The organism is Chryseobacterium nepalense, assembly GCF_023195755.1.
GTDB lineage: Bacteria > Bacteroidota > Bacteroidia > Flavobacteriales > Weeksellaceae > Chryseobacterium > Chryseobacterium nepalense.
Map to the genome: position 1 here is coordinate 2511086 of NZ_CP096203.1, position 24130 is coordinate 2535215.

Annotated in this window: 22 protein-coding genes and 1 pseudogene; 6 read left to right on the forward strand and 17 right to left on the reverse strand. The window is 35.9% G+C overall.

The features are described from left to right. Positions 1–24: 24 nt before the first annotated feature. From M0D58_RS11045 to M0D58_RS11075, 7 genes are all read right to left on the reverse strand, one after another. Positions 25–300 carry a 2TM domain-containing protein gene (locus M0D58_RS11045; RefSeq protein WP_248389210.1) on the reverse strand — a complete coding sequence of 92 codons (276 nt, stop codon included), beginning with the start codon at positions 298–300 and terminating at the stop codon, positions 25–27. Positions 301–322: 22 nt separating this feature from the next. Beyond that, positions 323–616 carry a 2TM domain-containing protein gene (locus M0D58_RS11050; RefSeq protein ID WP_248389212.1) on the reverse strand — a complete coding sequence of 98 codons (294 nt, stop codon included), beginning with the start codon at positions 614–616 and terminating at the stop codon, positions 323–325. A gap of 389 nt (positions 617–1005) precedes the next feature. Next, a complete protein-coding gene (locus tag M0D58_RS11055) occupies positions 1006–1575 on the reverse strand; it encodes a methyltransferase family protein (RefSeq protein WP_248389214.1) in 570 nt (189 codons plus the stop codon). 2 nt (positions 1576–1577) lie between these two features. After that, on the reverse strand, positions 1578–1895 hold the full coding sequence (locus tag M0D58_RS11060) for a 2TM domain-containing protein (RefSeq protein ID WP_248389216.1): 318 nt from the start codon (positions 1893–1895) through the stop codon (positions 1578–1580). Positions 1896–1900: 5 nt separating this feature from the next. Then, complete coding sequence (locus M0D58_RS11065; RefSeq protein ID WP_248389218.1) at positions 1901–3223, reverse strand: 2TM domain-containing protein; 1323 nt, start codon at positions 3221–3223, stop codon at positions 1901–1903. Between the two features lie 115 nt (positions 3224–3338). Beyond that, complete coding sequence (locus M0D58_RS11070; protein WP_248389220.1) at positions 3339–3989, reverse strand: hypothetical protein; 651 nt, start codon at positions 3987–3989, stop codon at positions 3339–3341. A 48-nt stretch (positions 3990–4037) separates the two neighbouring features. Further along, the gene (locus M0D58_RS11075; protein WP_248389222.1) at positions 4038–6278 is read right to left on the reverse strand and encodes a TonB-dependent receptor; all 2241 of its coding nucleotides are present in this window, start codon (positions 6276–6278) and stop codon (positions 4038–4040) included. Between the two features lie 226 nt (positions 6279–6504). Between M0D58_RS11075 and M0D58_RS11080 the strand changes: the two genes are divergently transcribed. Beyond that, positions 6505–7008: a superoxide dismutase family protein gene (locus M0D58_RS11080; protein WP_248389224.1), complete on the forward strand. Its 504-nt coding sequence runs from the start codon at positions 6505–6507 to the stop codon at positions 7006–7008. A gap of 92 nt (positions 7009–7100) precedes the next feature. On the opposite strand, the gene M0D58_RS11085 is transcribed toward M0D58_RS11080, so the two are convergent. Then, the gene (locus tag M0D58_RS11085; protein WP_248389226.1) at positions 7101–9230 is read right to left on the reverse strand and encodes a carboxy terminal-processing peptidase; all 2130 of its coding nucleotides are present in this window, start codon (positions 9228–9230) and stop codon (positions 7101–7103) included. 146 nt (positions 9231–9376) lie between these two features. Between M0D58_RS11085 and surE the strand changes: the two genes are divergently transcribed. Beyond that, positions 9377–10147 carry a 5'/3'-nucleotidase SurE gene (gene surE / locus M0D58_RS11090; RefSeq protein ID WP_248389228.1) on the forward strand — a complete coding sequence of 257 codons (771 nt, stop codon included), beginning with the start codon at positions 9377–9379 and terminating at the stop codon, positions 10145–10147. A 316-nt stretch (positions 10148–10463) separates the two neighbouring features. Here surE and M0D58_RS11095 read toward each other — a convergent pair whose 3' ends face one another. The 4 genes from M0D58_RS11095 to M0D58_RS11110 are packed head-to-tail and all read right to left on the reverse strand — an operon-like array spanning position 10464 to position 13142. Further along, entirely contained in the window at positions 10464–11867 is a 1404-nt protein-coding gene (locus M0D58_RS11095; RefSeq protein ID WP_248389230.1) for a radical SAM protein, read from the reverse strand. A gap of 9 nt (positions 11868–11876) precedes the next feature. Beyond that, positions 11877–12110 (reverse strand): hypothetical protein, encoded by a 234-nt coding sequence (locus tag M0D58_RS11100; protein ID WP_248389232.1) that lies wholly within the window; start codon positions 12108–12110, stop codon positions 11877–11879. A 9-nt stretch (positions 12111–12119) separates the two neighbouring features. Then, positions 12120–12866 carry a prolipoprotein diacylglyceryl transferase gene (locus tag M0D58_RS11105; RefSeq protein WP_248389234.1) on the reverse strand — a complete coding sequence of 249 codons (747 nt, stop codon included), beginning with the start codon at positions 12864–12866 and terminating at the stop codon, positions 12120–12122. A gap of 51 nt (positions 12867–12917) precedes the next feature. Beyond that, positions 12918–13142: a hypothetical protein gene (locus tag M0D58_RS11110; protein WP_248389236.1), complete on the reverse strand. Its 225-nt coding sequence runs from the start codon at positions 13140–13142 to the stop codon at positions 12918–12920. 123 nt (positions 13143–13265) lie between these two features. Between M0D58_RS11110 and M0D58_RS11115 the strand changes: the two genes are divergently transcribed. Continuing rightward, positions 13266–14306 (forward strand): GMP reductase, encoded by a 1041-nt coding sequence (locus M0D58_RS11115; RefSeq protein WP_248389238.1) that lies wholly within the window; start codon positions 13266–13268, stop codon positions 14304–14306. A gap of 3 nt (positions 14307–14309) precedes the next feature. Further along, entirely contained in the window at positions 14310–15044 is a 735-nt protein-coding gene (locus tag M0D58_RS11120; RefSeq protein WP_248389239.1) for a DUF1835 domain-containing protein, read from the forward strand. A 3-nt stretch (positions 15045–15047) separates the two neighbouring features. Here M0D58_RS11120 and M0D58_RS11125 read toward each other — a convergent pair whose 3' ends face one another. From M0D58_RS11125 to M0D58_RS11145, 5 genes and pseudogenes are all read right to left on the reverse strand, one after another. Further along, entirely contained in the window at positions 15048–16367 is a 1320-nt protein-coding gene (locus M0D58_RS11125) for a DUF6056 family protein (protein WP_248389240.1), read from the reverse strand. A gap of 4 nt (positions 16368–16371) precedes the next feature. Continuing rightward, complete coding sequence (gene fabG / locus M0D58_RS11130; RefSeq protein WP_248389241.1) at positions 16372–17115, reverse strand: 3-oxoacyl-[acyl-carrier-protein] reductase; 744 nt, start codon at positions 17113–17115, stop codon at positions 16372–16374. A gap of 171 nt (positions 17116–17286) precedes the next feature. Beyond that, on the reverse strand, positions 17287–18762 hold the full coding sequence (locus tag M0D58_RS11135; RefSeq protein ID WP_248389242.1) for a WG repeat-containing protein: 1476 nt from the start codon (positions 18760–18762) through the stop codon (positions 17287–17289). A 126-nt stretch (positions 18763–18888) separates the two neighbouring features. Continuing rightward, positions 18889–19385, reverse strand: a pseudogene (rsmI, locus tag M0D58_RS11140) (16S rRNA (cytidine(1402)-2'-O)-methyltransferase); the annotation flags it as partial. Between the two features lie 59 nt (positions 19386–19444). After that, positions 19445–20932 (reverse strand): hypothetical protein, encoded by a 1488-nt coding sequence (locus tag M0D58_RS11145; RefSeq protein ID WP_248389243.1) that lies wholly within the window; start codon positions 20930–20932, stop codon positions 19445–19447. A 62-nt stretch (positions 20933–20994) separates the two neighbouring features. On the opposite strand from M0D58_RS11145, the gene M0D58_RS11150 reads away from it, so the two are divergent. Together M0D58_RS11150 and M0D58_RS11155 are read left to right on the forward strand one after the other, a co-directional pair. Then, a complete protein-coding gene (locus M0D58_RS11150) occupies positions 20995–21588 on the forward strand; it encodes a thymidine kinase (protein ID WP_248389244.1) in 594 nt (197 codons plus the stop codon). A 92-nt stretch (positions 21589–21680) separates the two neighbouring features. Next, the gene (locus tag M0D58_RS11155) at positions 21681–24128 is read left to right on the forward strand and encodes a bifunctional UDP-N-acetylmuramoyl-tripeptide:D-alanyl-D-alanine ligase/alanine racemase (RefSeq protein WP_248389246.1); all 2448 of its coding nucleotides are present in this window, start codon (positions 21681–21683) and stop codon (positions 24126–24128) included. Positions 24129–24130: the final 2 nt, after the last annotated feature.

Here is a 24130-nt window from a genome sequence, read left to right on the forward strand (position 1 = left end):
AAAATAATCAAAAGTTATCAGTTTTTAAAACTGAATCGGTTCTTTTGTCTTCTTCATTTCTTTTCTGATGATATTTCTCTCCCATTCTGCATTGAAAATGAAAAGTTTTATGGCCTTTACAATTAAAACAATTCCCCAGATTGACAGAATTATTGATCCGTTCCAAAGCGAGAGGTGAAAAATTCCTTTTTCCAGAATATCGTCCGCAAAAATGAATATGGTAATAATTCCGAACCATAAAAGGTTTTTGTAGAATTTTTTTAAATCGTGTACTCTCTGTTGTGCCTGATTGTAGTCCATTGTATTAATTTTTAAGTTTTTATTAAAGTGTTTTGGTATTTTTTCTTTCCTCTTCCATCAATTCTCTGATCTTTTTTTCTTCCCAGTCTTTGCTTATCCCGAAGGTATTGGCTGCATGTGCTGCAATTCCTATTCCCCAGCCTAACATTGGCCATAAAAACCATAAATATTCCGGTGAAGTGATAAGGTTTAATACGGCTAAAAAAGAAATGACAAGGCAGTATGAAGTAAGATTTCCATAAAATCCTTTCAGTTCTTTTACTCTTCTTGATGCTTTTTGGTACGCAAGCTCTTCTTTGTTGATGAAAGTTTCCATAATTTTTATTTTTTAAGATTAATTGTTTCTTTTTGTTGAGACAAATGTATGACGGAAACAATCCTCGAATCAATTTTATATGACCGAACCGTAGAATATGTATTCTGAATTGTAAAAATCCCGACTCAATGGTGAATCGGGATGTGTAGTTTTCTTCGGATCTAAAGCTTTGAGATTTTAATATATTTCTCTCGCTGATTTTGCAGATAAAGAAGTTTGACTATTCTAAATAGGAGTTTAAATAATACTCCCTTGTGCATTTTGAATTATGCTTTTCGAAAATAAGTGAAACGGCTTTTGTTTAGCTTTATTATCAGTATTTTTTTATCATTCTTTGGATAACTTTGCGGTTTTTATCAAATCTAAAAATTGCAACACAATAATTAAATTTAATAAATAAACGGAATCAGTTTTTTTGTTTTTCTTCGGTATTCCAGATATTCTTCCCCGAACTGCTCAATCAAAGTTCTTTCTTCAACCGTAATTCTGTAACTGAAAGCAACAAACGGAATTAAAAAAGCTAAAATCAACGAGAACCAATTGTTAAGATACAATCCCAGGCCGAGTGAAGTCAGCAGCGAAAAAGCGTATGACGGATGCCTTATATATTTGTAGAAACCTTCCTTCTTAATTTTGTGATCTTCACGTATCGTTACATCAACGGTAAAATATTTACCCAATGATCTGATGATGATAAACCTAAGAATAATTCCCACCCATACAAGAGCAACTCCGATGTAATAAATCCGGTCTTCATCAGAAATCGGTAGTTTTGTAAGATATGAAACACTGACGGATGATGCAATGGATAACGGAATAGCCAGCCACAGAATATTCAGCGTTGAGCGGTCTTTATCTTTTTTGTCATTGTCTCCGGATTTTAGAATATTCTTGTATAGAATTTCACTTAAAAACCATACTCCCATGGAAACAGCAAACAAGATCTGTAGTATTTTCATGATTATTTATTGTATTTATTCTGTGCAGCTTCTTCTTCCATCAGTTTTTTAATTTTCTTTTCTTCCCAGTTTCTGCCTAAAATAGCTCCCGGAACAAAAACATTGATCGCATAGCCGATAAGCCCGATTCCCCAGAAGATCGGAAGCGAAAAGTATTTCAGGTGCCAGATGGTTTCTCCGGGTTTTAATTCTTTGTAATTCATTACCAGGATAAAAATATTTACCGCGAAATAAACGAATGCAAAAACATAAAAGTTTTTAATTTTTTTAACACGTCTTTCCGCCTCTTTGTATCTTATGTCATCTTTGATAGGATTCATACTATTTAATATTTATGATTATTTTGTTTTTCTAAAATTTCCCTGATTTTTTTCTCTTCCCAGCCTTTCCCGATCGCAAATACACTTGCTCCGTGGGCAACAAGACCGATTCCCCATCCCAGCATTGGCCAGTAGAACCAGAGCTCGCGAGGCGAGGTAATCAGGTTAAGAATGATTAAAAAAGGAATGACAATACAATAAGAGATCAGGTTTCCATAAAAGCTTTTAAGCTCTTTTACTCTTTTTTGAGCTCTTTCGTAAGCTTTGTCTTCATCATTTATTTTTTCACTGACAACGTTTGGCTTTGCAGACAGCACCGGAAGTTTCACTTTAAAATAATCTTCGGATTTTTCGATAAAAACATTTTTCTTCGTAAGAAGAGAATACCGCTGTACAATGTTTGAAAGTCCTATTCCGGAACTTTCCTTAATCTGTTCTCTTACCTGAAGGTTATTTTCGATACACAACGTATCATTTTCAGAGTAAATTTTGATGATAAGCGGCTTTGATGATGTTGCAAAATTGTGCTTGATACAGTTTTCCAGCAACAGCTGAAGCGACAACGGAACGACAAACCTTCTGTAATCTTCTTTTTTAACATCAAAAACGAAATCCACACTGTCTTCAAATCTTGTTTTCAGTAGTTCACAATAGGTTTTAGCAAATTCCAACTCATCTTCTACAGTTACCAATTCTTTATCTTTCTGTTCAAGTACATACCTGTAAATCTTTGACATTGAAGCGGTAAACTTCTGTGCCTGCCTGGGATTTTCATCAATAAGCGAACTTAAAACATTGAGCGAATTAAATAAAAAATGCGGGTCCAGCTGGTTTTTAAGACTTTCAAACTGAGCATTGGCAGATTTTGCAATGAGTTTTTGCTCCACCACTTCTTTTTTGGAATTTTTTTTCAGTTCTTCCATGAAGCCTTTTGCGTGAAGGAAAGCTGAAATCAGCAAGGCAATATTAATGGTAAACCAATTGATATAGTTGTATTTACCTGTAAAATATTCTTCTGTGGTCGCACTTTTCTGGAAGACCACAAAATTCATGTAATTGCAGAAATACACCAAAATGATATTTGCCAATAAGATGGAAATAATACTGATTACCGCCCTTTTGGTAGTTGCTTCAGACCAGGGAAATTTTTTGTTAAGAAAATCATTAATCAGCCAGTTTCCTGCGCCCAGAACAAAGGAGTACATAGATGATATGGCAATGGTCAGCATAAAATTCTCCAGATTTTTCTCATCCGTAAAAATGAAAAAGAAAAACATGGATGTTGCCAGTGATACCCAGCATAAAGTGATAAAGTTCTTGCGTTTCATAATCAGTTTCCCTGCATCAAAATTGGTGTCTTAAAAATATTAAAATTTATTTTCGTTAAGCATCTTTTACACTGCGAACATTATAAAGCCTCCTCCGGAGAGAAGGCTATGGAAATTATTTCGCCGCTCCGCTTAGAAAATATTCTGCTTCGGCTTTTCCCCAGTTCGGGTCCAAAGCTGTTTTAGGTTTAAAAGCATTGAATTTTTCCAGCGCTGTTTTAAACTGCTCAATACCTTTTTCTTTGCTTCCTCCGTATTGTTCAGGAGTAAAATAGGTGTCTTCGGCTTTAATGAGGGCTACTCTCGGGTTATTTGGGTCCAGGGTTTCTGCTTTTTTAAGCTCTTCCATGGCTTTCATTCCGTCTGTCATGTATCGTTCTGCGGGATTTTCCATCATTTTCAGGGAATACGCCATTTTTCTCAGCAGATGTATTTCAGAATTGTCTTTCCCGGCAATTGCTTCTGCCTGATCCAGATATTTGTCGGCAATGTCCGCATTGATGGAAAGCTCGGACATTTTACCGGACTGCATCTGCATTCTGCCTTTCTGAAGATAAGCCAATGCGGCATAATAGGAAGGCAGCCACTGGTTTATTTCCTTTTTCCCGATCCTGTCGAAATCATTAGCCAGAGCCTGGAATTCATCGGTTGATCTGGTGGTTTCCAGTTTTGCAATTTTATCAGACATTATTTTTTCATAATCTGACTGAGCAAAAGCTGTTAAACTCATCATACTTAAAGCGAAAGTTAAAAAATATTTTCTCATTTTTAAATTTTTTTAAAGTTAATAGTAATGTATTTAATGTAATTTTTATTATAAATTATTGTTGATGGCATCCTGTGTCTTATCAACCCCGAAACTGATGAAAGCACCTATAAAAACGAAAGTATTTACTGGTGGGACTACCGCAGAACTTCTGTTTCCGTCCATTGAGAAATTATAACCGTAAACATTTTTTGAGCCTAATATATTCGATACACTTAGGACAAGCACCGTAAATGCTTTAGCATCTTTCTTCCCTAAATTAGGCAGATAATTAACACTGAAATTCAATGCACTGTAATCTTTAAGCCGACCTTCATGCCTTACAAAATATTCCTGTTCGCCATTTACATTTTGTGTCGCAATATCATAATACGGACGGCCTTTGGCATAGGTATAAGAAAGATTAAACCCTGTTTTCCATTTCGGAACAAATCTTTTGGCCACAGCTGAAAGGGTGTGTTCAGAAGCAAAATTAGGTTTCAGACTTACCGGATAATTCATAAAATCTCTTTTTGAATACAGATAAGAATAGCTGATCCAGTAATCGATGTTTTCAAAAGTCTTTTTATCTCTCCAGAATAATTCAAGCCCTTTTGCAAAACCATAACCATTGTTGTTGTCAGCAGTCTGAATATACTGATTCTGTCCGTCAATATAACTCAGGTTTTTTACTTTGATCAGGTCATCATACTTTTTATAAAAAGCTTCCAGCCTAAGACTTCTTCCTTCTGTTGTTCTCTGCACCTGAAAAATATAATGCTGCGCTTTTTGAAAATCCAGATTAGCTGGTCCGTTGATGTATCTGCTTTCCGGATTCTGATAAAAAATACCATAAGCGAAAGAAGTAGTCCAGTCTTTTGCAAAACGATACGCTAAAGCCACACGAGGCGCAATATTGCTTTGTTCAAGATACGAAGAGTATTCTGCCCTAACTCCTATTTTAGCTGATAAATGATTGCTGAATCCCAGGTCTGTTTCTACAAAGGCAGAAGAAATGAGATCCTTGTAATTTTTTTGAACAAAATCATTAAAGCTAAGTTTTTCACTGGTTGCATTGAGCTCAAAACCTCCGCGCAATGCACTTATTTTATTTACTTTTCTTTCTAAAACGGTTTTAAAATTAATATAATTTCCGTCAGTCAAAAGTTTTGTATTCCCGTTTTCAACATTATTTTTTTCGGTTGAAAAATCAAGATCAGACCGGTTGAAGGAATAAGAAGTTCCCGCATTCAGCAAATATTTCCCGAATTTCTGTTTGAATGATAAATTATGATAGGTATTTTTTCCTTTCAGTTTTACCAGAGACCAATCATAATCTTCCGGCTCCAGGCTTTGGGTTTTTACTCCCATCCTGTTGGAATCGTACATTCCGTAATATTTGAAGAAACCTCCTGATTTTGTTTTAATTCTGAAATTAAAATCACCGTTGAGACTTTCCGGAGCTTCTGAAAAATCAGTATTAAAATTAAAAACATCCTGCATCAGCTTTAAGTTGGAATATCCTACGCTTGCTCCGAAAGATGAGTTTTTATTATCGGTAAGTCTTTGGAATCCTGCATTTAAAAATATGGGTGAAAATCCGAAATCATAAGAGCTCTGATCCGGAAGATCAACACTTTCCAGCATGAGCGCACCGGAAAGCGCCTGTCCGTACAAAGCAGAATATCCACCACTTGAGAACACATTTCCTTTAAAAAGCGAAGTATTAAAACGGTCTCTACCCGCAATTCCCGGAACTGAATTCGAAAAATAATTGTTGATAAGACTTCCGTCCATAAAAATTCTGGACTCCGTTCCCGTGCCTCCACGGATAAAAAGACCTTCTGTTTCACCCACTTTCTGAACTCCAGGCAGATAGTTTAATGCTGAAGAAATCTGTCCGTCTGCTCCGGCCGTTGTGTATATATCGATGGGCGTCAAAAGCGCTGTTGCTCTTTTTTTGTCGCTGGCCTCAATAGAACCCGCGGATACAACAACGGCATCAATTTCATTGATCTGTTCCCTCAGCTCAGCATTCACGGAAACTTCCTGATTTTCAATGATAATTGACTTTTCAACTTCAATGTATTTGGGATGCGAAAACACTAATATCTGATTTCCTTTTTCTGAAGTTTCAAAAGAAAAGTTTCCGTTGGAATCACTTGTTGCTCCGTCATAGGTGTTTTTTAAGCTTACATTTACCTCAGCCACGCCTTTATTTTTGTAGGTTATCCTTCCGGATATTTTTGTCTGAGCCATGCTTACGGCAAAGAACAAAAGAGTAACAAGAAATAATAGTTTTGTTTTCATAGCTTTTATTTTCGATTCAAAAGTAAGATGAATTTTCACCTGATATAAATTTTTCTTACCGAATGGTAGAATTTGAATTCTGAACCGTTGGTTTTGGTTTAAAGGCCGGAAAAAGACTTTAGAAAAAGAATCTTTTACTGCTATTTTCAAAAAGATCCTGAATTCGTAAGGTGTATCCGTAAATGTTTTTTAAATTTAACCTAAAATCACTTTAAATCATTTAAAAATGAAAGCTAAAACATTATCATTATTGGCAGCGGGTGCTCTGTTTGTAGTTTCGTGCGGAACGACAAACACGTACCAAATCATGTCTAAAAGCAACACACAAACCGGCGGAACGGCAAAATTTACCCAAAAGGGCGATGAAGTTGTGATGAAGCTGGATGTAACCAATCTTACTCCGGGAATTCATGCGGTACATATTCACGAAAAAGGTGACTGCTCTGCAGCAGACGGAACTTCTACAGGAGGGCACTGGAATCCGGCCAAGGACGATCACGGAAAATGGGGAGCCGAACATTTCCATATGGGAGATATCGGAAACCTTACTGCCGATCAGAACGGAAACGCCATGCTGACTTTCAAAACCGACAAATGGTGTCTGGGATGTACAGATGAATCTAAAAATATAATCGGAAAAGGAATGATTATTCATGCTTCCGCAGACGATTTTCATACTCAGCCTACGGGAAATGCAGGCGGAAGAGTGGGATGTATAGAGATTAAATAAAGCCTTAATTCAATAAAAAAACCGTTGCCTTCGAGAACCTCAGGCAACGGTTTTTTTGTGCTATTTTGTTACCGGCTTCGCCGATTCAAATTTTAAGATTTTACATTCATATCTGCGATGATGTTCATCGCTTCCTGAAGATAAAGGTCTTTTTTAAGATTTTTGATCCAGATTTCAGATTTCTTTTTGAAAGCTTCATCCTTTTTCTCTCTTTCGATTTCATTAGGATACATCAAAAACTGAAGTCCGTTTTCAAATTTATTTAGAGATTTGAATTTTTCAATCTGAGCTTTTCTTTGTTTCGTAACCTCATTGAACTTATCAATATTCAAAGTAATAGATTCTTCCTTGTCCAGTTGTTCTCTCCATTGTGCGGATTCAAGCAGTAACTGGTATTTGGCATTTTTCGCCATTCTGTCTGAACTTGCTTTTTCCAAAGCCTGAATATTGAAATAATTAAGTTTCTGGAAGTTGGTGGAAGGTATTTTATCCCAAGCTAAAGCATAATCATCATATCGCTCTCCTATTTCAGCATAGGTAAAGAAATCTTTCATTTGTATATCGGAAACAATCCCTTTTCTCTGGGTAGATTCGCCGGTAATTCTATAGAATTTCTGAATAGTAAGCTTTAAAGATCCGAAATCATCTTCTGTATTTAAGAATCTGTTAAGATCCACAAAAGTCTGTACCGTTCCCTTTCCGAATGACTGTGGAGATCCGATAATCATTGCTCTTCCGTAATCCTGCATTACTCCGGCAAGAATTTCCGAAGCCGAAGCGGAAAGCTCATTCTGCATGATCACCAACGGACCCGTCCAGATTGGTGCTTCCTGTTTGTTTTTAAGGGTCTGGATTTTTCCGTTTCCGTCTTTTACCTGAACATAAGGTCCTGCATCCATGAAAAGTCCCATAATATCCCCTACTTCGGTAAGAGATCCTCCTCCATTATTTCTAAGGTCGAGAACAATCCCTTCAATATTCTGCTGTTTTAGCTTAATGATCTCATTTTTAATATCATCAGAAGCATTTCTCCCGTTTGGATTTTCAAAATCTGCGTTGAAGCTTGGTAAATTAATGAACCCATATTTTTTTCCGTTCGGAGAATTGATGACAATACTTCTTGCGAAGGTATCTTCTATCGCTACTTCTTCGCGGATCATCGTTACATCTTTAATCGTTCCGTCTTTTTTCTGAACAGTTAATGTAACAGGTGTTCCTTTTTCCCCTCTGATCAATCGTACCGCTTCATCAGAGAGCATTCCAACAACGTTTACCGCATCTTCCTTAGGTTTAGACTTTACCTTTAAAATTTTATCCCCTTCTGAAAGCTGTTTGGACTTCCAGGCCGGTGCTCCTATAGTTAAAGCACCCAGATACAGATTCCCTTTTTTCTCCTGGATGATTGCCCCGATTCCGATTACTTTTCCTGTAAAATTGGTATCGAAGTCTTCTTTATCTTTCGGTGAGTAGTAATTGGTATGAGGATCGAAAACCTCGGTATAAGCATTCATATAAACGGTAAACCAATCCATTTTCTTTCTCTTTTTAAATCTCGTAAAGGTTTCTTTTACAAGATCTTTCACCTCATCCGTTGCTTTTTTAATCTTCTGATCCGGTGCAATAGGCTCGTACTTGATCGTATCTTTCAGCTTATATTTCTGAACAGAATCTTTCTTTTCCTTCTGCGCTTCCTCTTTGCTGTTCATGGATTCAATTTCCTGAAGAATATTGTATTTAATGAATTTTTTCCACTCATTATACATTTCCTCTTTGTTTGCAGGAGCTTTTTTAATTTTCGGTTCAAGGATCAGTGATTCGTCTTCATGAAGGTTGATCGGTTTACTGAAAATATCCTGTGTCATTTTATCGATTTCATCAGCACGCTGGTATAATCTGTCGACTGTAAGTTTATAAAACGTAAGATCGCCCAGATTAATATAATCATCAAGTTTGGTTTCGTGCTTTGCGAATTCATCCATATCCGACTGCAGGAAATATCTTTTGCCCGGATCTACCAATTCGAAGTAATGCTTGTAAACATCTTTGGAATACGCATCGTTAATTGGTTTTGGGCTGTAATGCAAATAAGAAAGTGTATTTTTTACGCTCACCATTATCGTCTGCATCTTTTCATCATCATTTTTAGGCGAGTTGAAACAAAACATTAGACTTGTTAATGGAATTAGGAGTAAAAATTTATTTAGCTTAAAATTTTTCCACATAAATCTGTAATGTATTTTATTAATTTTTTAAAAAAGTATTTTAATAAGTAGTAATTTTTAATTAACTGTTACAAATTATCAAATTTAATACCTTCTTTACAAATATCAGATAGTTTTAAGTATTTTTGTTAAAATTTAATTTTAATATGGAAAAACCACTTATTCTGGTTACTAATGACGACGGGATTACAGCACCTGGTATCAGAAATCTTGTAAGTTTTATGAACGAAATCGGAGAAGTAGTTGTTGTAGCACCGAACTCTCCACAAAGCGGTAAAGGTCACGCCATTACCATCAATTCTACCCTCAGCTACGAAGAAGTTCACCTGGAAGGGCCGCAAAAAGATTTTTCCTGCAGCGGAACTCCTGTAGACTGTGTCAAGATGGCACTTGATAAGATATTGCCGAGAAGACCGGATATTGTAGTTTCCGGGATCAATCACGGTGCCAATTCTTCTATTAATGTTATTTACTCCGGGACGATGTCTGCGGCGGTAGAAGCAGGTGTAGAAAATCTTCCGGCGATCGGTTTTTCACTACTTGATTTCAGCTGGGAAGCAGATTTTACACAAGCAAAAGAATACATTCAGAATATTGTTAAAAGAACCCTGGAAAACCCAATGCCTAAAGGGGTTGTTTTAAATGTAAATATTCCGAAACTTTCAAAGGAAGAAATAAAAGGAGTTAAAGTCTGTAAGCAGGCTCATGCCAAATGGGAAGAAAGCTTTGACGAAAGGGTAAATCCCCACGGAAAAAAATACTACTGGCTTACCGGATATTTCAATAATATGGATGAATCTGAAGATGCGGACGAAACAGCTCTGGCTAACGGATACATTTCCATTGTTCCGGTAAAATTCGACCTTACGGCGTATGAGTATATGAATACACTGAGTGAAGTAATGAAGTTTGATTAAATCTAAATATTGAGGCGTAAATTTGTTTTACGCCTTATTTTTTGTCCTTTTGTCTTGAAATCGAAGATTCGACGTCGTCAAACAAAAGAACGAAAAGTTTAAGACTTGGGAACTTTTGCTAAAAATTAATTCTATTCTCTAAAAATTCTAAAACTCGCGCGAATTTAAGATTTGTTCTTCGGTTCAAATAGTTATCTCGCGTCAAACATTAGAATTTTTGACGTTCACAGAATTAATTTTCTTAACGTTCCATTTCCCTATGTCATATTAATTCATAAAATAGCTGTGAAAATTTGTACAAATCTGTGAAGAAAAATTAAAATAAAACTCTATCCTCCCTCCTCAATTCTTCCAGATACTTATCCTTATCATCGCGATAAAATAGATTCATGGTTTCAAAAGGAATTAATTTCAGGTCTTTGTTGACAATATGCACGCAGGATTTCTTTACAGCCCGGACATCAAAATCGTGAGCATCCATAAAATTCATGATGATAATTCTGAAAAGATTATCATAATCGAGATTAGGAGCAGAAACATCGGGAAGACAGCATAATAACTGATTCACTTTAGGTTTTACTTTATCCACAGAAATTCCGGTGCTGAAAATATCCAGCAACTGCATCTGAAGGCCGGTATCCTGCTCGTAGACGATTGTGTTTTTCGTTTCATTGTTCAGGAGATCAGCAGGATTGATGTATCTTGTTAAAGGAATAATTTCGCCTTCCAGTTTCAGAATATAGCCCATTGCCAAAGCATCCGGATTACACGGAACAGGAATAATATCATCAGAATTCAGAAGTGGAAACTGGTTTAAAATTTCCTGCCTTACTTCGGTCAAGGTAATTTTTTCATGTGCCGAATCATCCCGGTTTCTTCCGGCAATTTCTACGGGCTGAAAGGTAATTCCGCGAACGCATTTTTGTTTTAAGGCAAAATCAATAATTTTTCCGATCTCATCAATATTCTTCCCTTTCTGAAGTACAATAACAAGTGTTGTGGAAAGATTTAAGGCATTTAATTTTTCCAAAGCTTTCATCCGAACATCGGTAAGATCTTTTCCCCTGAAATCTTCCAGAACTTCCGGTTTAAAAGAATCAAACTGAAGATAAATTTCAAATTCCGGAGCGTAGGTAGCCAGTTTTTCTGCAAATCCCGGATCATTGGCAATTCTTACACCATTGGTATTCAGCATTAAATGCTTAATCGGTTTTGATTTGGCAATATCCATGATTTTAAAAAATTCAGGATGAATGGTTGGCTCGCCTCCGCTGATCTGGACAACATCCGGCTCTCCTTCATTTTTAACAATGATATCGAACATCGCTTCAATTTCTTCCAGACTTCTGTGGCTTCCGTAATGGGGCGAAGACATCGCATAACAGGTCGGACAGGTGAGATTGCAACGGTCGGTGACTTCCACAATAGACAGGCAGCTATGTTGCTCATGATCAACACATAAACCACAATCATAAGGACACCCGTATTCTACATCTGTTCCAAAATGAACCGGCGTTTCCGAAGCTTTATTGTAATTTCTGATATTTTTATAATACTGAACATCAGAAGCAATTTTTGTTTTGAAAAATCCGTGATCGGGACATCTTTTGGTCATGAAAACCGCTTCATCTTCAATAATGATCTTTGCGCCTACTCTTTTCAGGCATTCCGGGCAAAGACTGATGGTATAGTCGTAATAGGTATAGTTTCTTACTGGCATAATTTATTTTTACATTCCTCCACAGACGAAGCCACTGATCAGCCCGCCAACAAGCATTGATATTAAAACTGTTTTCCAGAACTGTTTACTCGTAAATTTTCTTTTATTATCCCATTCGTAAATGATCTGTACAAAAGCTGCTACAAAGACTGAAACAACCAAAAGTACAACTAAAATGATTGCTATTATGAATATAACTAAGCCAGTGAGATCTCCAACTTCAAGTAATGTTAATAATTTCATGAGTAATATTTAACGTGAATTTACAATTTTCGCTGATTTAAGCTTAAAGAAATAATAAAAAATTATAGCAATACACACCAACTGTATTGTTCCAAGTCCTGCAATGATATCTACTTTAGGCTTGATAAAATCCAGCATAAATCTGAAGCTGAAGTAACAAATCATAAATAACTGAAAGATAAATCCTGACGGAAATTTATTTTTTTTCTTAATTATTTTTAAAACAATCCACAAAACAATAAGGAAAACAATTTCATATAGAGCAACAGGATGTCTCAGATACTGATCTCCCAGATGCATTCCAAAAAAAGAATCTGTAGGAATACCATATGTTTCTTCATGAATTCCTGTAAGAAAGCAGCCTATTCTTCCGATAATCATTGCTAGAATTAATGGAAAGACAATCAGATCTCCTGTGCTTTCTTTATGGCCGATAATTTTTTTTGCCCATTCTACTCCAATTAATCCAAAAGCCAGTCCGCCAACAATCGTATTATTTGTCCAAAATCTTTTGAAGCTAAAATTTTCAAAAAGAGTGTATGGATTTTCTAAATTTCCAATTAGTTTGGAACCTATTAAGGCTCCCGCTGTAGCTCCTATTAAAACAGCTGCAGAAGTATTGAAAGACATCTTTTCAGCGGACTTTCTTTTTAAATAAAAATAATAGCGCATACCGATGAAAATTCCTGCCGCTTCAAAAAGCGGATGTGCAAGGATTGCTTTATCAAAAATGTTGAAGGTTACAGGAAAATCCATGGCTTCAAATGTATTGCTTTTTAAAATATATACAGGAATTCTTCTTAATTTTCATACCAAATTCATTTCCTGATGCTGATAATTCATCCTTTCGGCATGGTAAACGAGCCTTTTTGCATGGAAATTGAGACTATTAGGTTCGTCAGTGAACCTTTTTGCTTCGTCATCCACCCTTTTTGCATGGTTAACCACCCTTTTAGGCTCATCAATGACCCAACTTGCATTGATATTCGAGCTTTTTGCTTCGTTCACGATCCTTTTTAGGTGATTAATCATATTTCTGCTTGCAAATGTTATTTCAGAATGTGGATTTATAAGGAATTTCCATTAATCTGAGCTAATTTAAGATTTAAAATCAATCTTTTTCCTTATTTTTATTTAAATATAATTTTCCAAATTATGAGAATAGAATATGATATAAAACTGGGTTTTAAGGATGTGATGTTTCGCCCGAAACGTTCCACGTTAAAATCCCGTTCGGAAGTTGACCTGGAAAGAGAATTTATCTTCAGACACACCCGGAAAAAATGGAGCGGTGTTCCTGTAATTGCCGCCAACATGGATACAGTAGGAACATTTGAGATGGCCGTGGAGCTTGCCAAGGATAAAATCATTACCGCAATTCACAAACATTATACACCCGAAGAATGGACTTCTTTTCTGGATTCGCAGCCGGACAGTATTCATCAATATATTGCATTAAGCACCGGAACCGGTAAATCTGATGAAGAAAAAATTCGCACGATCCTTGAAAAGCATCCAAAAATCGAGTTTCTCTGTATTGATGTGGCCAATGGTTATTCGGAGCATTTTGTTGAATTTGTGAAGAATGCAAGGGCCAATTTTCCCGATAAAATCATCATTGCCGGTAATGTGGTTACCGGAGAAATGGTGGAAGAACTTCTTCTGGTGGGTGCCGACATCATTAAAGTGGGAATAGGCCCCGGATCAGTATGTACAACCAGAGTAAAGACCGGCGTGGGATATCCCCAGCTTTCAGCGATAATTGAATGTGCCGATGCAGCGCATGGATTAAAAGGACACATTATTGCAGACGGCGGCTGTAAAGTTCCCGGAGATGTGGCTAAAGCTTTTGGTGGAGGAGCTGATTTTGTGATGTTGGGCGGAATGTTTGCAGGACATGATGAAAGTGGTGGTGAAATCGTTGAAGAAAATGGGAAAAAATTCCGTCTCTTTTATGGGATGAGTTCGAAAACAGCGATGGATAAACATTCCGGAGGTGTTGCGGAATACAGAGCATCGGAAGGAAAAACGGTTAAAGTTCCTTACAAAGGTCCGGTTTCAGAGACCGTAAAAGATATTCTGGGCGGCGTCCGTTCTACCTGTACTTATGTAGGAGCATCCACATTGAAAGAGCTGTCTAAAAGAACTACTTTTATCAGAGTTCAGGAGCAGGAAAACCAGGTATTCAAAGATTAGATCTTGAGAGCTACATTTAATATTATCAACGGAGATTATCTCGCCGGAAGATTGAATCAAACAATAATTTCGGGCGAGATAATTATCTGTAGAGAAGCCTTGGTTACAGGACCTTTACAGGCTGATCATCCGGATGAATTCTGGAAAATGCGGGCAGAATTTATTTCCGAAAATTATTCTGATAAAAAAGAGAATTATTATCATAAAGTCGTCTCCGAATTTGAAAAGATGAAAAATATTCCGGACCATTCTGAAGTGAATCTCTGGTTTGAAGATGATCTTTTTTGCCAGGTGAATCTGTGGTTTTGCCTGACCTTACTTCCCAAAGACAGAAATATAAAAATTTACAGAGTTTTTCCAAAAAATTTATTAGAAAACAAGTGGGAAGGATTTTCGGATTCAAATGATATGAATTTGCAGGAGGCCTGGAAATCGAAAATTTTATTTGATCAGAAAGACATCGATCTGGGATGCGATTTGTGGAAAGCATATCAAAGTAACGATCGCAATACATTAAAGCAACTTTCTCTTCATCCATCAGACTGTTTTCGTTTTTTGAAAGAGTTGATCCGTGTTTATCAGAATGTTAATCCTGAAACTTTTGTCAGAGATTTAATGGAAAGCGAAACGATGAATTTCAATGCTGTTTTTGAAAAATTTCGAAATGAACTGGGAATTTTCGGGTATGGAGATCTTCAGGTAAAACAGTTTTATGATAAAATTCTCGGAGAAAAATAAATATTATTTCGTCCTGATGTATTTTTTGTTAAAATATCTCTCCAGCTGCATGCTTACATAATCTCTGGTTTCGCTTACAGAAGACATTTCATCAAAATATAATACAACAGGCACTGTTTTTATTTTATCTACAACAACAGAATCTGATGGTGTTGTTTTTAAAATATGAACTCTTTCGCTTATTTCCCTGTCATAGGCTTTTAAATCTGTGTACAATATCTCTTTAGCGATGGTATTGATATTAAAACTGATATTAAAATTCTTATATTTCTCAGGAAAAAAGTTGGTTTGCGGCAGTAACATAATAATCATACTAAAAATCCAGAATTTTTTGATCTTCCCAAACCTCATATATAGTATCACCGATGAACTTAGCAGCCAGAAAAAGATAATATTTTCGAACTGTCTTCCGATACTGTTCATGATAAATCCTAAGAACAGTAATGGTAAAAAAGAGATCATCCAAATGATTATAAGTTTTTTGAAATCATACCGGTCTGTTATTTCGGCCAGTTCTTTTTCAAAAATTTTAATAAATAATGGAATTACAATAGCTGTTTTGATAACAATATAAGTTGTATCCGCGCCGAAATAGATGATTCTTTTAAACCATTTCACGTAAAAAACATCCTGAGATTCAGTCATTCTCTGAAAATTTCCCGGGGCAAGAAATGAAATTAAAATGCCTGATAAACCAACCATTAACATTATTCTTGCTCTGGCTGACTTATTTTGAGTATTCCAATATATTATCATCCCGAATACAATCAGTGCAAGAATTTCATTGGAGCCCATTAAAATGAAAATGAGTAACAGAACCAGGCCGTACCACATTTTTTTATTTGTATCGTTATATTTCCTGCAGAAAAACACCAAAAGTCCCGATATAATAACCGGCAAAAAATATACATTGGATCCGGTAAACCAAAAGAAATGCTCTGAAATGTTCGTTAAAATAACAGTATAAAATAAAAATAAGGCGAACCCTTTACCAAGTGCCAGCAGCCAGGAATACTTAAAAAATTCTTTAAAATTAAGTGCTGAAACAGCTATGAAAGAAAAGATGAGAAAAACAGGATAAATTTTAGGCAAAATATTTTCCGGATCTTTGGAAAGCGGGATCAGCATATTGTAACCATATCCGAAATAGCGCCCTCCCCAATTCAGATAGAATTCCTGCATATTTCCAATAAATCCTAATTTTCCGGTAGTATATGCATAAATATAATCATCGGTCTGATATACATTAAAATAAGAAATATATACCAGGCCGATGATCAATATAGTGGAAAAAAATGCAGTAACAGAATATACTGACTTCATTTTTTTACGTTAATAAACCGCCGTCTACGTTCAGAGTCTGACCCGTGATGTACGATGCCATTTCACTTCCTAAAAACACGCAGGCATTGGCAATATCTTTTGTCTGACCTAATTTTTTCATAGGAATAGCTTCGTTCCATTTGTCTTTTGCCTTATCATCAAGCGCATCTGTCATTTCAGTCTGGATAAAGCCCGGAGCAATAGCATTGCAACGGATATTTCTGGAACCTAATTCAAGCGCTACAGATTTTGTAAACCCGATAACACCGGCTTTTGAGGCCGCATAATTCGCCTGTCCCGCGTTCCCGCTAATTCCAACTACGGAAGTCATATTGATAATAGAACCTTCTTTTGCCTTCATCATAGGCTTGATTACGGCTTTTGTAAGATTAAATACAGAATCAAGATTTACATTGATTACTTTATCCCAGTCTTCTTTTGACATTCTCAACAACAGATTATCTTTTGTGATACCGGCATTGTTGATCAGGATATCAATTTTTCCGAATTCTTTCAGAACTTCGTCTACCAATGTTTGAGCAGCATCAAAATCCGATGCATCAGACTGATATCCCTTAATTTGAGTTACAGAACTTAAAGTGGCTTCTAATTCCTTAGCTTTGTCTACAGATCCGGCATAAGTAAAAGCGATCTTTGCTCCCTGCTGGGCATACATTTCAGCGATTCCTTTTCCGATTCCTCTTGTAGCTCCCGTTATTAGCGCTACTTTTCCTTCTAATAGTTTCATATATGACAATTATTTTCTTTAACCAATTAGCCTTTTGAAGGTTGGCTAATATATACATTATTTAATTTTATCCGAATAAAACAGTGCGCAAAGATATTACAAAATGTTATTCATTGCATTTTAAATCGCGATTTTAATGAAATTTATTCTCTGTTTTTTATCATAATATGATTATTCAATAAAATTCTTTTCATTCTGTTCTGTAAAATAAATAAATTGAAAATCCTTTCCTTTCATCAATTTTATCCCTTTTTTATCCTGAACGTATTTATCAAAAACCACTTCTGCCAAAGGTTCATTTTTATGGTTGGAAATTCCGAATTTATTGCCTTTTCTTATCACAAATTCATTGGCACCCGAAAAAGTAATGATATCATCATAGACAAAAGGAATAATTTCTTTGCCGTTTTCATTGAGAACTCCGTAGAAATTATCGGCATTTTTCCCTATGATCATGGGATACATTTCCAAAGGTTTAATCTCTTTCAAACCTTTCAATTCTATGTATTCTCCGTCTTTTGGTGAAAATTTGTAGTAGTTATTATCTTTATTTAAAATAATGGTATTCGGAAATATTTTTTCAATTTCATAATTTTCCTTGAGGATATTTTTTAAATTTTTATCTACAATTGTTTCTTCATCGTTTTTTCTTAGATAAATATATTTTTCTCCGGCGATGGTAAGTCCTTCCACCCGGTCATATTCTTTAGGAAAAACAACTTCTCCGGATAAGCGAACCACTGCAGCTTTAGGATTGTTCTGATCCTGAGATGTTTTAAACAAACCGTTAAAAAGAGGGTTTACATATTGATAATCAAGATCATAAACCTTCCCTTCCTTCTTTGAAAAAATACTTACTTTATCATCTTTGGTAAGATAGATATATTCTCTTCCTACGAAAGCCTGATCATAGATTTCATCCGCAATAACTTTTTCCGTGTCATTAATAATTCCGTACCGGTTTTTTGCTGCATCAAGCGTTACAAGGAACGGAAATGCATTGATATTGTCTACGTTATGATCTGAAATTTTAGTTAGCGTTTTCCCGTTATTATCAATAATTTCACCGGATTTTTCACCTGTAGAAATATAAGTACGGCCTTTGTAAAACCGAAGATCAGTAGTAAATGCTCTGTCTGAAACCTGTTTGCCGTCAAAATCGTAAATAAACCAGCTTCCGTTTACCTTAACAAAAAATCTGTTTTCGCTGCCGAATTCTATTTTCTCCGAAAAAGGGATAATCTGTTTTCCGTTGAAGTCATAAACACATTCTTTTCCTTGTTTTGTGCAGATCAGCCGGTCTTTATTTTCCCATGTCCTGAACCTGAAGTTTTCAAGAGGAATAAGTTCACTTCCTTTTTCATCAATAAGAGCTGTTTTTCCTGTGGAATTCCCTGATTTAACCTTAAGGATAAACCTGTCTTTCCAAAGCCTTGATATTTCGCTTTTAAAAGGATAACTAAAAGTAATATTTCCTAAAGAATCTACGATTCCGGATGTTCCGGTTTTGGCATCGTTGATCATTCCGTAACCTTTCGTGTAGGAACGCACTTCTTTGCCCAGCTTTTTTGTTAAGAGTATCTGTTTATACTGATCCGTCTGTCCGAGGCAAACCGACGAAAACAGCACGAAAATTAGTTTTTTCAATTAAATGGAATTATTTACGATGAGAACGATCTCACCTTTTAAGGTTTTGCTTTTAGAAAATTCAATAAGTTCAATAATTGTTCCGCGTTTGGTTTCTTCAAATTTTTTTGAGATTTCCCTGCTCAGGCTTACTTTCGTGTTTTCTCCGAAAAATTCTTTGATCTGTTCCAGCGTAGTATTGATTTTATGGGGACTTTCATAGAGAACAATCGTCTTTTTTCTTCTGCCAGCTGCTTCAGTTTGGTCTGCCTGCCTTTTTTCTGTGGGAGAAATCCTGCGAAAAGAAATTCGTTATTGGGAAGTCCGGAAACTACTAAAGCCGGAACAAAGGCTGTGGCTCCCGGAAGACAGATCATATCAATATGATGATCTGCGCCTGCTTTTGCCAGTAAATAACCGGGATCCGAAATTCCGGGAGTTCCTGCATCGGTGATAATGGCAATATTCTGACCGCTTTTCAGATCAGCGATCACTTTATCCGTTGCCTGATGCTCATTATGAAGATGATACGATTTTAAAGGTTTGGAAATCTCGAAATGCTTCAGAAGAATTCCGGAAGTTCTGGTGTCTTCACATAGTATATAATCTACTTCTTTTAAAACACTTACTGCTCTGTAAGTCATATCCTCAAGGTTCCCGATCGGTGTGGGAACAAAATATAGAATTCCGCTCAAAATTTACGTTATAAAAATTTGTTTTCTACCAAGATCCAGAGTCTTTGTGCATATTCATCCACCTTGCTCCATTTTTTGGCATAATAAAGGTCGCTCAGGTATTCCTTTGCATCTTCTAATGTTCTGAAACTGTTCAGATTATTTACTACCTCATTCAATTCAGACTGGCTTCCCCCGAAAAGTGTTTTTGTAAAAGCAATACGATCATTTAAATCCAGTTTGAATTCCGGTTTTTTCTTTTCCGCCTCCATAAAATCCGTTGGAATATTTGTTTTTAAAATACTTCCCGTATCTTCTTTTTTCTCAACAGGTGCTGTCTGTTCCAAGGGCAGTGTTCTTTCCAGATGATCATCATCAAAAAGCGTCTGTACAGCTTTTAAGCCTTTAATATGAGCCAGCTTTATTTTTTTCTCCTGCTGATATGCTTCTAAATTTTCAAAACTTTCATCGGAGGCCGGTTTATCGTTTTCTTTTTCAGGAACAGGCCTGTCAATCTCAACAATTTTTCGGCGGTCATTAATTTCTGCCAAAATAGTCTCCTGTTTTTCCTCAAGAGCCGCTTCATGCCTGATTTCCGTTACAATACTTTCTACATTTGAAGTATCCGCAGCCATTTCTCCGTGTTCGATCATGGCTTCAGAAACCGTAAAATGTTCCTCATTTTCTTCGATCAGCAGGTCTTCCTCAATAGGTTCCGTATCAAAAATACTTGGAATGGTTTCTGTAATTTCCTGCTTTTCTTCATTTTTAACATCCTTATCAAAATTATTCCGGATATTTTCTTCTTCATCAAAATCATTAAAATTTCCCTGATCATCCGAAATTTCATTTTCAAATTCATCAATTTCATTCAGCTGATTATTAAAAATGGCTTCTTCTTCTGTATGTTCTCTGCTGAACATGTCTTCATCAATATCATCATCATTTTCAGGTTCAGCATTTGCCAAAATTCTTTCTTCATCGATAAAATTCAATGTCCTGTCTGTATTGTCAGGAATTTCGTGTTCATCGGTTTCTTCCAGTTGCTTATTGAAAATATCTTTATCTTCTTGTACATCTGCTGATATAACAGTTTCAGAATCAGTATTTTCTTCAACAAAGTCAACCAGTGTCTCATGAAGCTCTTCTTCAACAATTTCATTCAGCTGATTATTGAAAATGGCTTCTTCTTCCATAACAGGAAATTCTTTACTTTCGCCGATTTCATTCAGTTGGTTATTAAAAATAGCTTCTTCCTCTTCCACTTCATAATTGCTTTCAATGAAAGGTTGAGATGAAAAGTTTTCACTATTTTTTTCTGTTGAAGAAAAATTTTCTTTTTCAAAATACTCCAGATTTTTTTCAAGCAACTTGAGAAACGAAATCCGGTTAGCAAGTTCATCTACAAGATCCTGCCGGGAAATTAATTCGTCTACATTGCTTATTTTATCCAGAATAGCGATCATATTCTTGGATTCAAAAAAAATCTTTTCCTTTAAATCTTGGATGTTTTGCATATAAGAATCTTGTTAAAAAATTGCTTACTTTTGATGTTAAAAATATACGGCTAATTTAACAAATGTTTTTAGAAAATACAATTAATCATTCCAAACAAAGTGGTTGGATGGAAGTTATTTGTGGCTCAATGTTTTCCGGAAAAACCGAAGAGTTGATCAGGAGGCTGAGAAGGGCAGAAATGGCGGGGCAGAATGTGGAGATTTTTAAACCGAAACTGGATACAAGGTATTCTGAAGAAGACGTTATTTCTCATAATCAAAATAAAATACGAAGTACACCGGTAGAAAATCCCAATGAAATTATTTTGCTGGCCTCCAACTGTGATGTAGTGGGAATTGATGAAGCACAGTTTTTTGATGAAGGCATTGTAGATGTAGCCAATCAACTGGCAGACAGCGGAATCCGGGTAGTAATTGCCGGTCTTGATATGGACTTTTTAGGAAGGCCATTCGGGCCGATGCCAAATCTTATGGCCACTGCCGAATATGTGACCAAAGTACACGCGATCTGTAAAAGGACCGGAAATCTTGCCAATTATTCTATGAGAATATCCAGTGGCAATAACCTTGTTGAACTTGGTGAAACCGAAAGCTATGAAGCGGTAAGCCGCCGGGTTTTTATTGACGAAGTGCTTTTGAAGAAGAAAAAACAGTAAATTAGGCCAAAAAGAAGCCGGAAGCATAAGCAATTATTTGATAAGGCCTTTGCTTATTTGTTTCCTGCTTACAATCAGCAGAACAGGCACCAATGAATTATACAGTACATCAGATTGCAGAAATCACCAATGCACAGGTTATTGGTGACGAAAAACTTTTGATAAAAAATATAGCTTTCGACAGCAGGATTATTTATTCCACCAAAAATACAGCTTTTATTGCGATCAATACGAAGAAGAATTCGGGAGAAAAGTTTATTGAGGCTGCCATTGACAGGGGTATAGGCGTAATTATTTCAGAACACCATGATCCGCAGTATGAAAATGTTACCTGGATTATTACCAGTGATTCTGTTGCCTTTCTCCAAAAACTTGCACAATATCATTTTGAAAATGCTCATATAAAATCTGTTGGAATTACGGGAAGCAATGGTAAAACTATTTTAAAAGAATGGCTGTATCAATGCCTGTGGAATGAATTCAAAACGGTAAAAAGTCCTAAAAGTTTTAATTCTCAGATTGGCCTTCCTTTATCTTTGCTTCAGATTAATGAGTCCCATGAACTGGGAATTTTTGAAGTAGGGATCTCGAAACCGGATGAAATGGAAAAGCAGGAAAATATATTCCACCCTCAGATCGGGTTGCTGACGCATATCGGTACTGCGCACCTCGCCAACTTCAAATCTGAGGAACAACTGATTGATGAAAAAATCAAATTGTTCAAAAATTCGGAAATTATTATTTACAATGGTGATAATTTATTGGTTGACAGTAAAATAAAAGAACTCTATTCAACAAAAAAATTAATTACTTACGGCTTTAAGGAAAGCAATAATGTACATTTCAAAAATAATTTTTCAAGAGGAAAGGATGTCGTTGTTCATTATTTTAGTGAACAAATAAGCTTTCCCGCTAATCAACGGGACGAGGCAACGTTAATCAATGCTCTGGCACTCTTAACTGTTTTAAAAGAATTAGGGATCAGCAATGATAAGATCATCGAAAAAATCAATGCGCTGAAAGCTGTAGAAATGAGGCTTGAAGCTATTGAAGGAATTAAAAACAATATTGTTATCAATGATTCTTTTAATCTGGATCTGGATTCTTTAAAAACAGCCCTACAATTTTTAAATGAATATAATAAACCAAAAAAATCCCTGGTCTTAACGGAAATCGTTGGAGTAAATTCAAATTCAAAAGAACTGTACGAAGAAGTATCCGAACTGGTAAATGAGCAGAAATTCGATTCTGTTTTCCTGATTGGTCATGAAATATCTAAATACAGTGAATTATTTAAATCTAAAACTTCTACTTACATTAACACTCAGGAATTAATTGACAGTAAACACCTTACGGAAATAGAAAATCAGATTATTCTTCTAAAAGGTGCGAGAAAATTTGAGATTGAAAAGCTTAAAGATATTCTTGAACTCAGAAAACATGATACCGTTCTTGAAATTAATCTGAATGCAATTCTTCATAACATCAATTATCATAAATCCTTACTGAAGCCTTCCACTAAAATGATGGCAATGGTGAAAGCCAATGCCTACGGCCTCGGAAGCTATGAAATTTCAGAATTCCTGCAGCATCATCATATCGATTACTTAGGAGTGGCTTTTGTAGATGAGGGCGTTGAGCTTCGTAAAAAAGGAATTACTGTACCGATTGTTGTCATGAATCCTGAACAACACAGTTACGAAACTGTGATTGCCTACAATCTGGAGCCGGAAATATACAGCTTCAGGGTACTGGAACAGTTTTATGAAGCGGTACAGAAATCAGGATACGATAAAAAATATCCAATCCATATTAAACTGGAAACAGGAATGCATCGTCTTGGTTTTAAGGATTTTGAACTGGATGAATTAAGCAGCACTTTAGCCCAAAAGAATGTAAAAGTAAAAAGCATATTCAGCCATTTATCATCATCTGATCTTTCTTCAGAAAAAGAATTTACTTTGCATCAGCTTGATACATTTGAAAAAAATTCAAGTTATCTGATAAAGCACCTGGGCTACACTCCTACCCGTCACATCCTGAATTCTTCAGGAATAACCAATTATACAGATTATCAATATGATATGGTAAGAATTGGCATCGGAATGTTAGGAGAATCACCAAATAGTGAAATAAATAAACAGCTTCGGTCTGTGGTAAGTTTTAAAACCGTAATCTCACAAATATCGTATGTAGGAAACGGAGAATCCGTGGGTTACAGCAGAAAATTTAAAACAGATCATACCACAAAAATAGCCACAATACCAGTTGGTTATGCCGACGGTATTCCAAGACTGATAGGAAATCAGGTGGGGAATGTGGGAATCCATAAAATATTGTCTCCTATTGTCGGAAATATCTGCATGGATATGATGATGATTAATGTAGATCATATTCCTGATGTAAAAGAAGGGGACACAGTAACGGTATTCAATGCAAAACCAACCCTGAAAGAATTCGCAGATTACTGCAAAACAATAACCTATGAAGTATTAACCTCCATTTCGCCACGTGTGAAAAGGATTTATGTAAAAGATTAACT

Bases quoted from the DNA above. Each gene is read 5' to 3' on its own strand.
- M0D58_RS11045 (WP_248389210.1), bottom strand. From the start codon at position 300: ATGGACTACAATCAGGCACAACAGAGAGTACACGATTTAAAAAAATTC.
- M0D58_RS11050 (WP_248389212.1), bottom strand. From the start codon at position 616: ATGGAAACTTTCATCAACAAAGAAGAGCTTGCGTACCAAAAAGCATCA.
- M0D58_RS11055 (WP_248389214.1), bottom strand. From the start codon at position 1,575: ATGAAAATACTACAGATCTTGTTTGCTGTTTCCATGGGAGTATGGTTT.
- M0D58_RS11060 (WP_248389216.1), bottom strand. From the start codon at position 1,895: ATGAATCCTATCAAAGATGACATAAGATACAAAGAGGCGGAAAGACGT.
- M0D58_RS11065 (WP_248389218.1), bottom strand. From the start codon at position 3,223: ATGAAACGCAAGAACTTTATCACTTTATGCTGGGTATCACTGGCAACA.
- M0D58_RS11070 (WP_248389220.1), bottom strand. From the start codon at position 3,989: ATGAGAAAATATTTTTTAACTTTCGCTTTAAGTATGATGAGTTTAACA.
- M0D58_RS11075 (WP_248389222.1), bottom strand. From the start codon at position 6,278: ATGAAAACAAAACTATTATTTCTTGTTACTCTTTTGTTCTTTGCCGTA.
- M0D58_RS11080 (WP_248389224.1), top strand. From the start codon at position 6,505: ATGAAAGCTAAAACATTATCATTATTGGCAGCGGGTGCTCTGTTTGTA.
- M0D58_RS11085 (WP_248389226.1), bottom strand. From the start codon at position 9,230: ATGTGGAAAAATTTTAAGCTAAATAAATTTTTACTCCTAATTCCATTA.
- surE (WP_248389228.1), top strand. From the start codon at position 9,377: ATGGAAAAACCACTTATTCTGGTTACTAATGACGACGGGATTACAGCA.
- M0D58_RS11095 (WP_248389230.1), bottom strand. From the start codon at position 11,867: ATGCCAGTAAGAAACTATACCTATTACGACTATACCATCAGTCTTTGC.
- M0D58_RS11100 (WP_248389232.1), bottom strand. From the start codon at position 12,110: ATGAAATTATTAACATTACTTGAAGTTGGAGATCTCACTGGCTTAGTT.
- M0D58_RS11105 (WP_248389234.1), bottom strand. From the start codon at position 12,866: ATGGATTTTCCTGTAACCTTCAACATTTTTGATAAAGCAATCCTTGCA.
- M0D58_RS11110 (WP_248389236.1), bottom strand. From the start codon at position 13,142: ATGATTAATCACCTAAAAAGGATCGTGAACGAAGCAAAAAGCTCGAAT.
- M0D58_RS11115 (WP_248389238.1), top strand. From the start codon at position 13,266: ATGAGAATAGAATATGATATAAAACTGGGTTTTAAGGATGTGATGTTT.
- M0D58_RS11125 (WP_248389240.1), bottom strand. From the start codon at position 16,367: ATGAAGTCAGTATATTCTGTTACTGCATTTTTTTCCACTATATTGATC.
- fabG (WP_248389241.1), bottom strand. From the start codon at position 17,115: ATGAAACTATTAGAAGGAAAAGTAGCGCTAATAACGGGAGCTACAAGA.
- M0D58_RS11145 (WP_248389243.1), bottom strand. From the start codon at position 20,932: ATGCAAAACATCCAAGATTTAAAGGAAAAGATTTTTTTTGAATCCAAG.
- M0D58_RS11150 (WP_248389244.1), top strand. From the start codon at position 20,995: ATGTTTTTAGAAAATACAATTAATCATTCCAAACAAAGTGGTTGGATG.
- M0D58_RS11155 (WP_248389246.1), top strand. From the start codon at position 21,681: ATGAATTATACAGTACATCAGATTGCAGAAATCACCAATGCACAGGTT.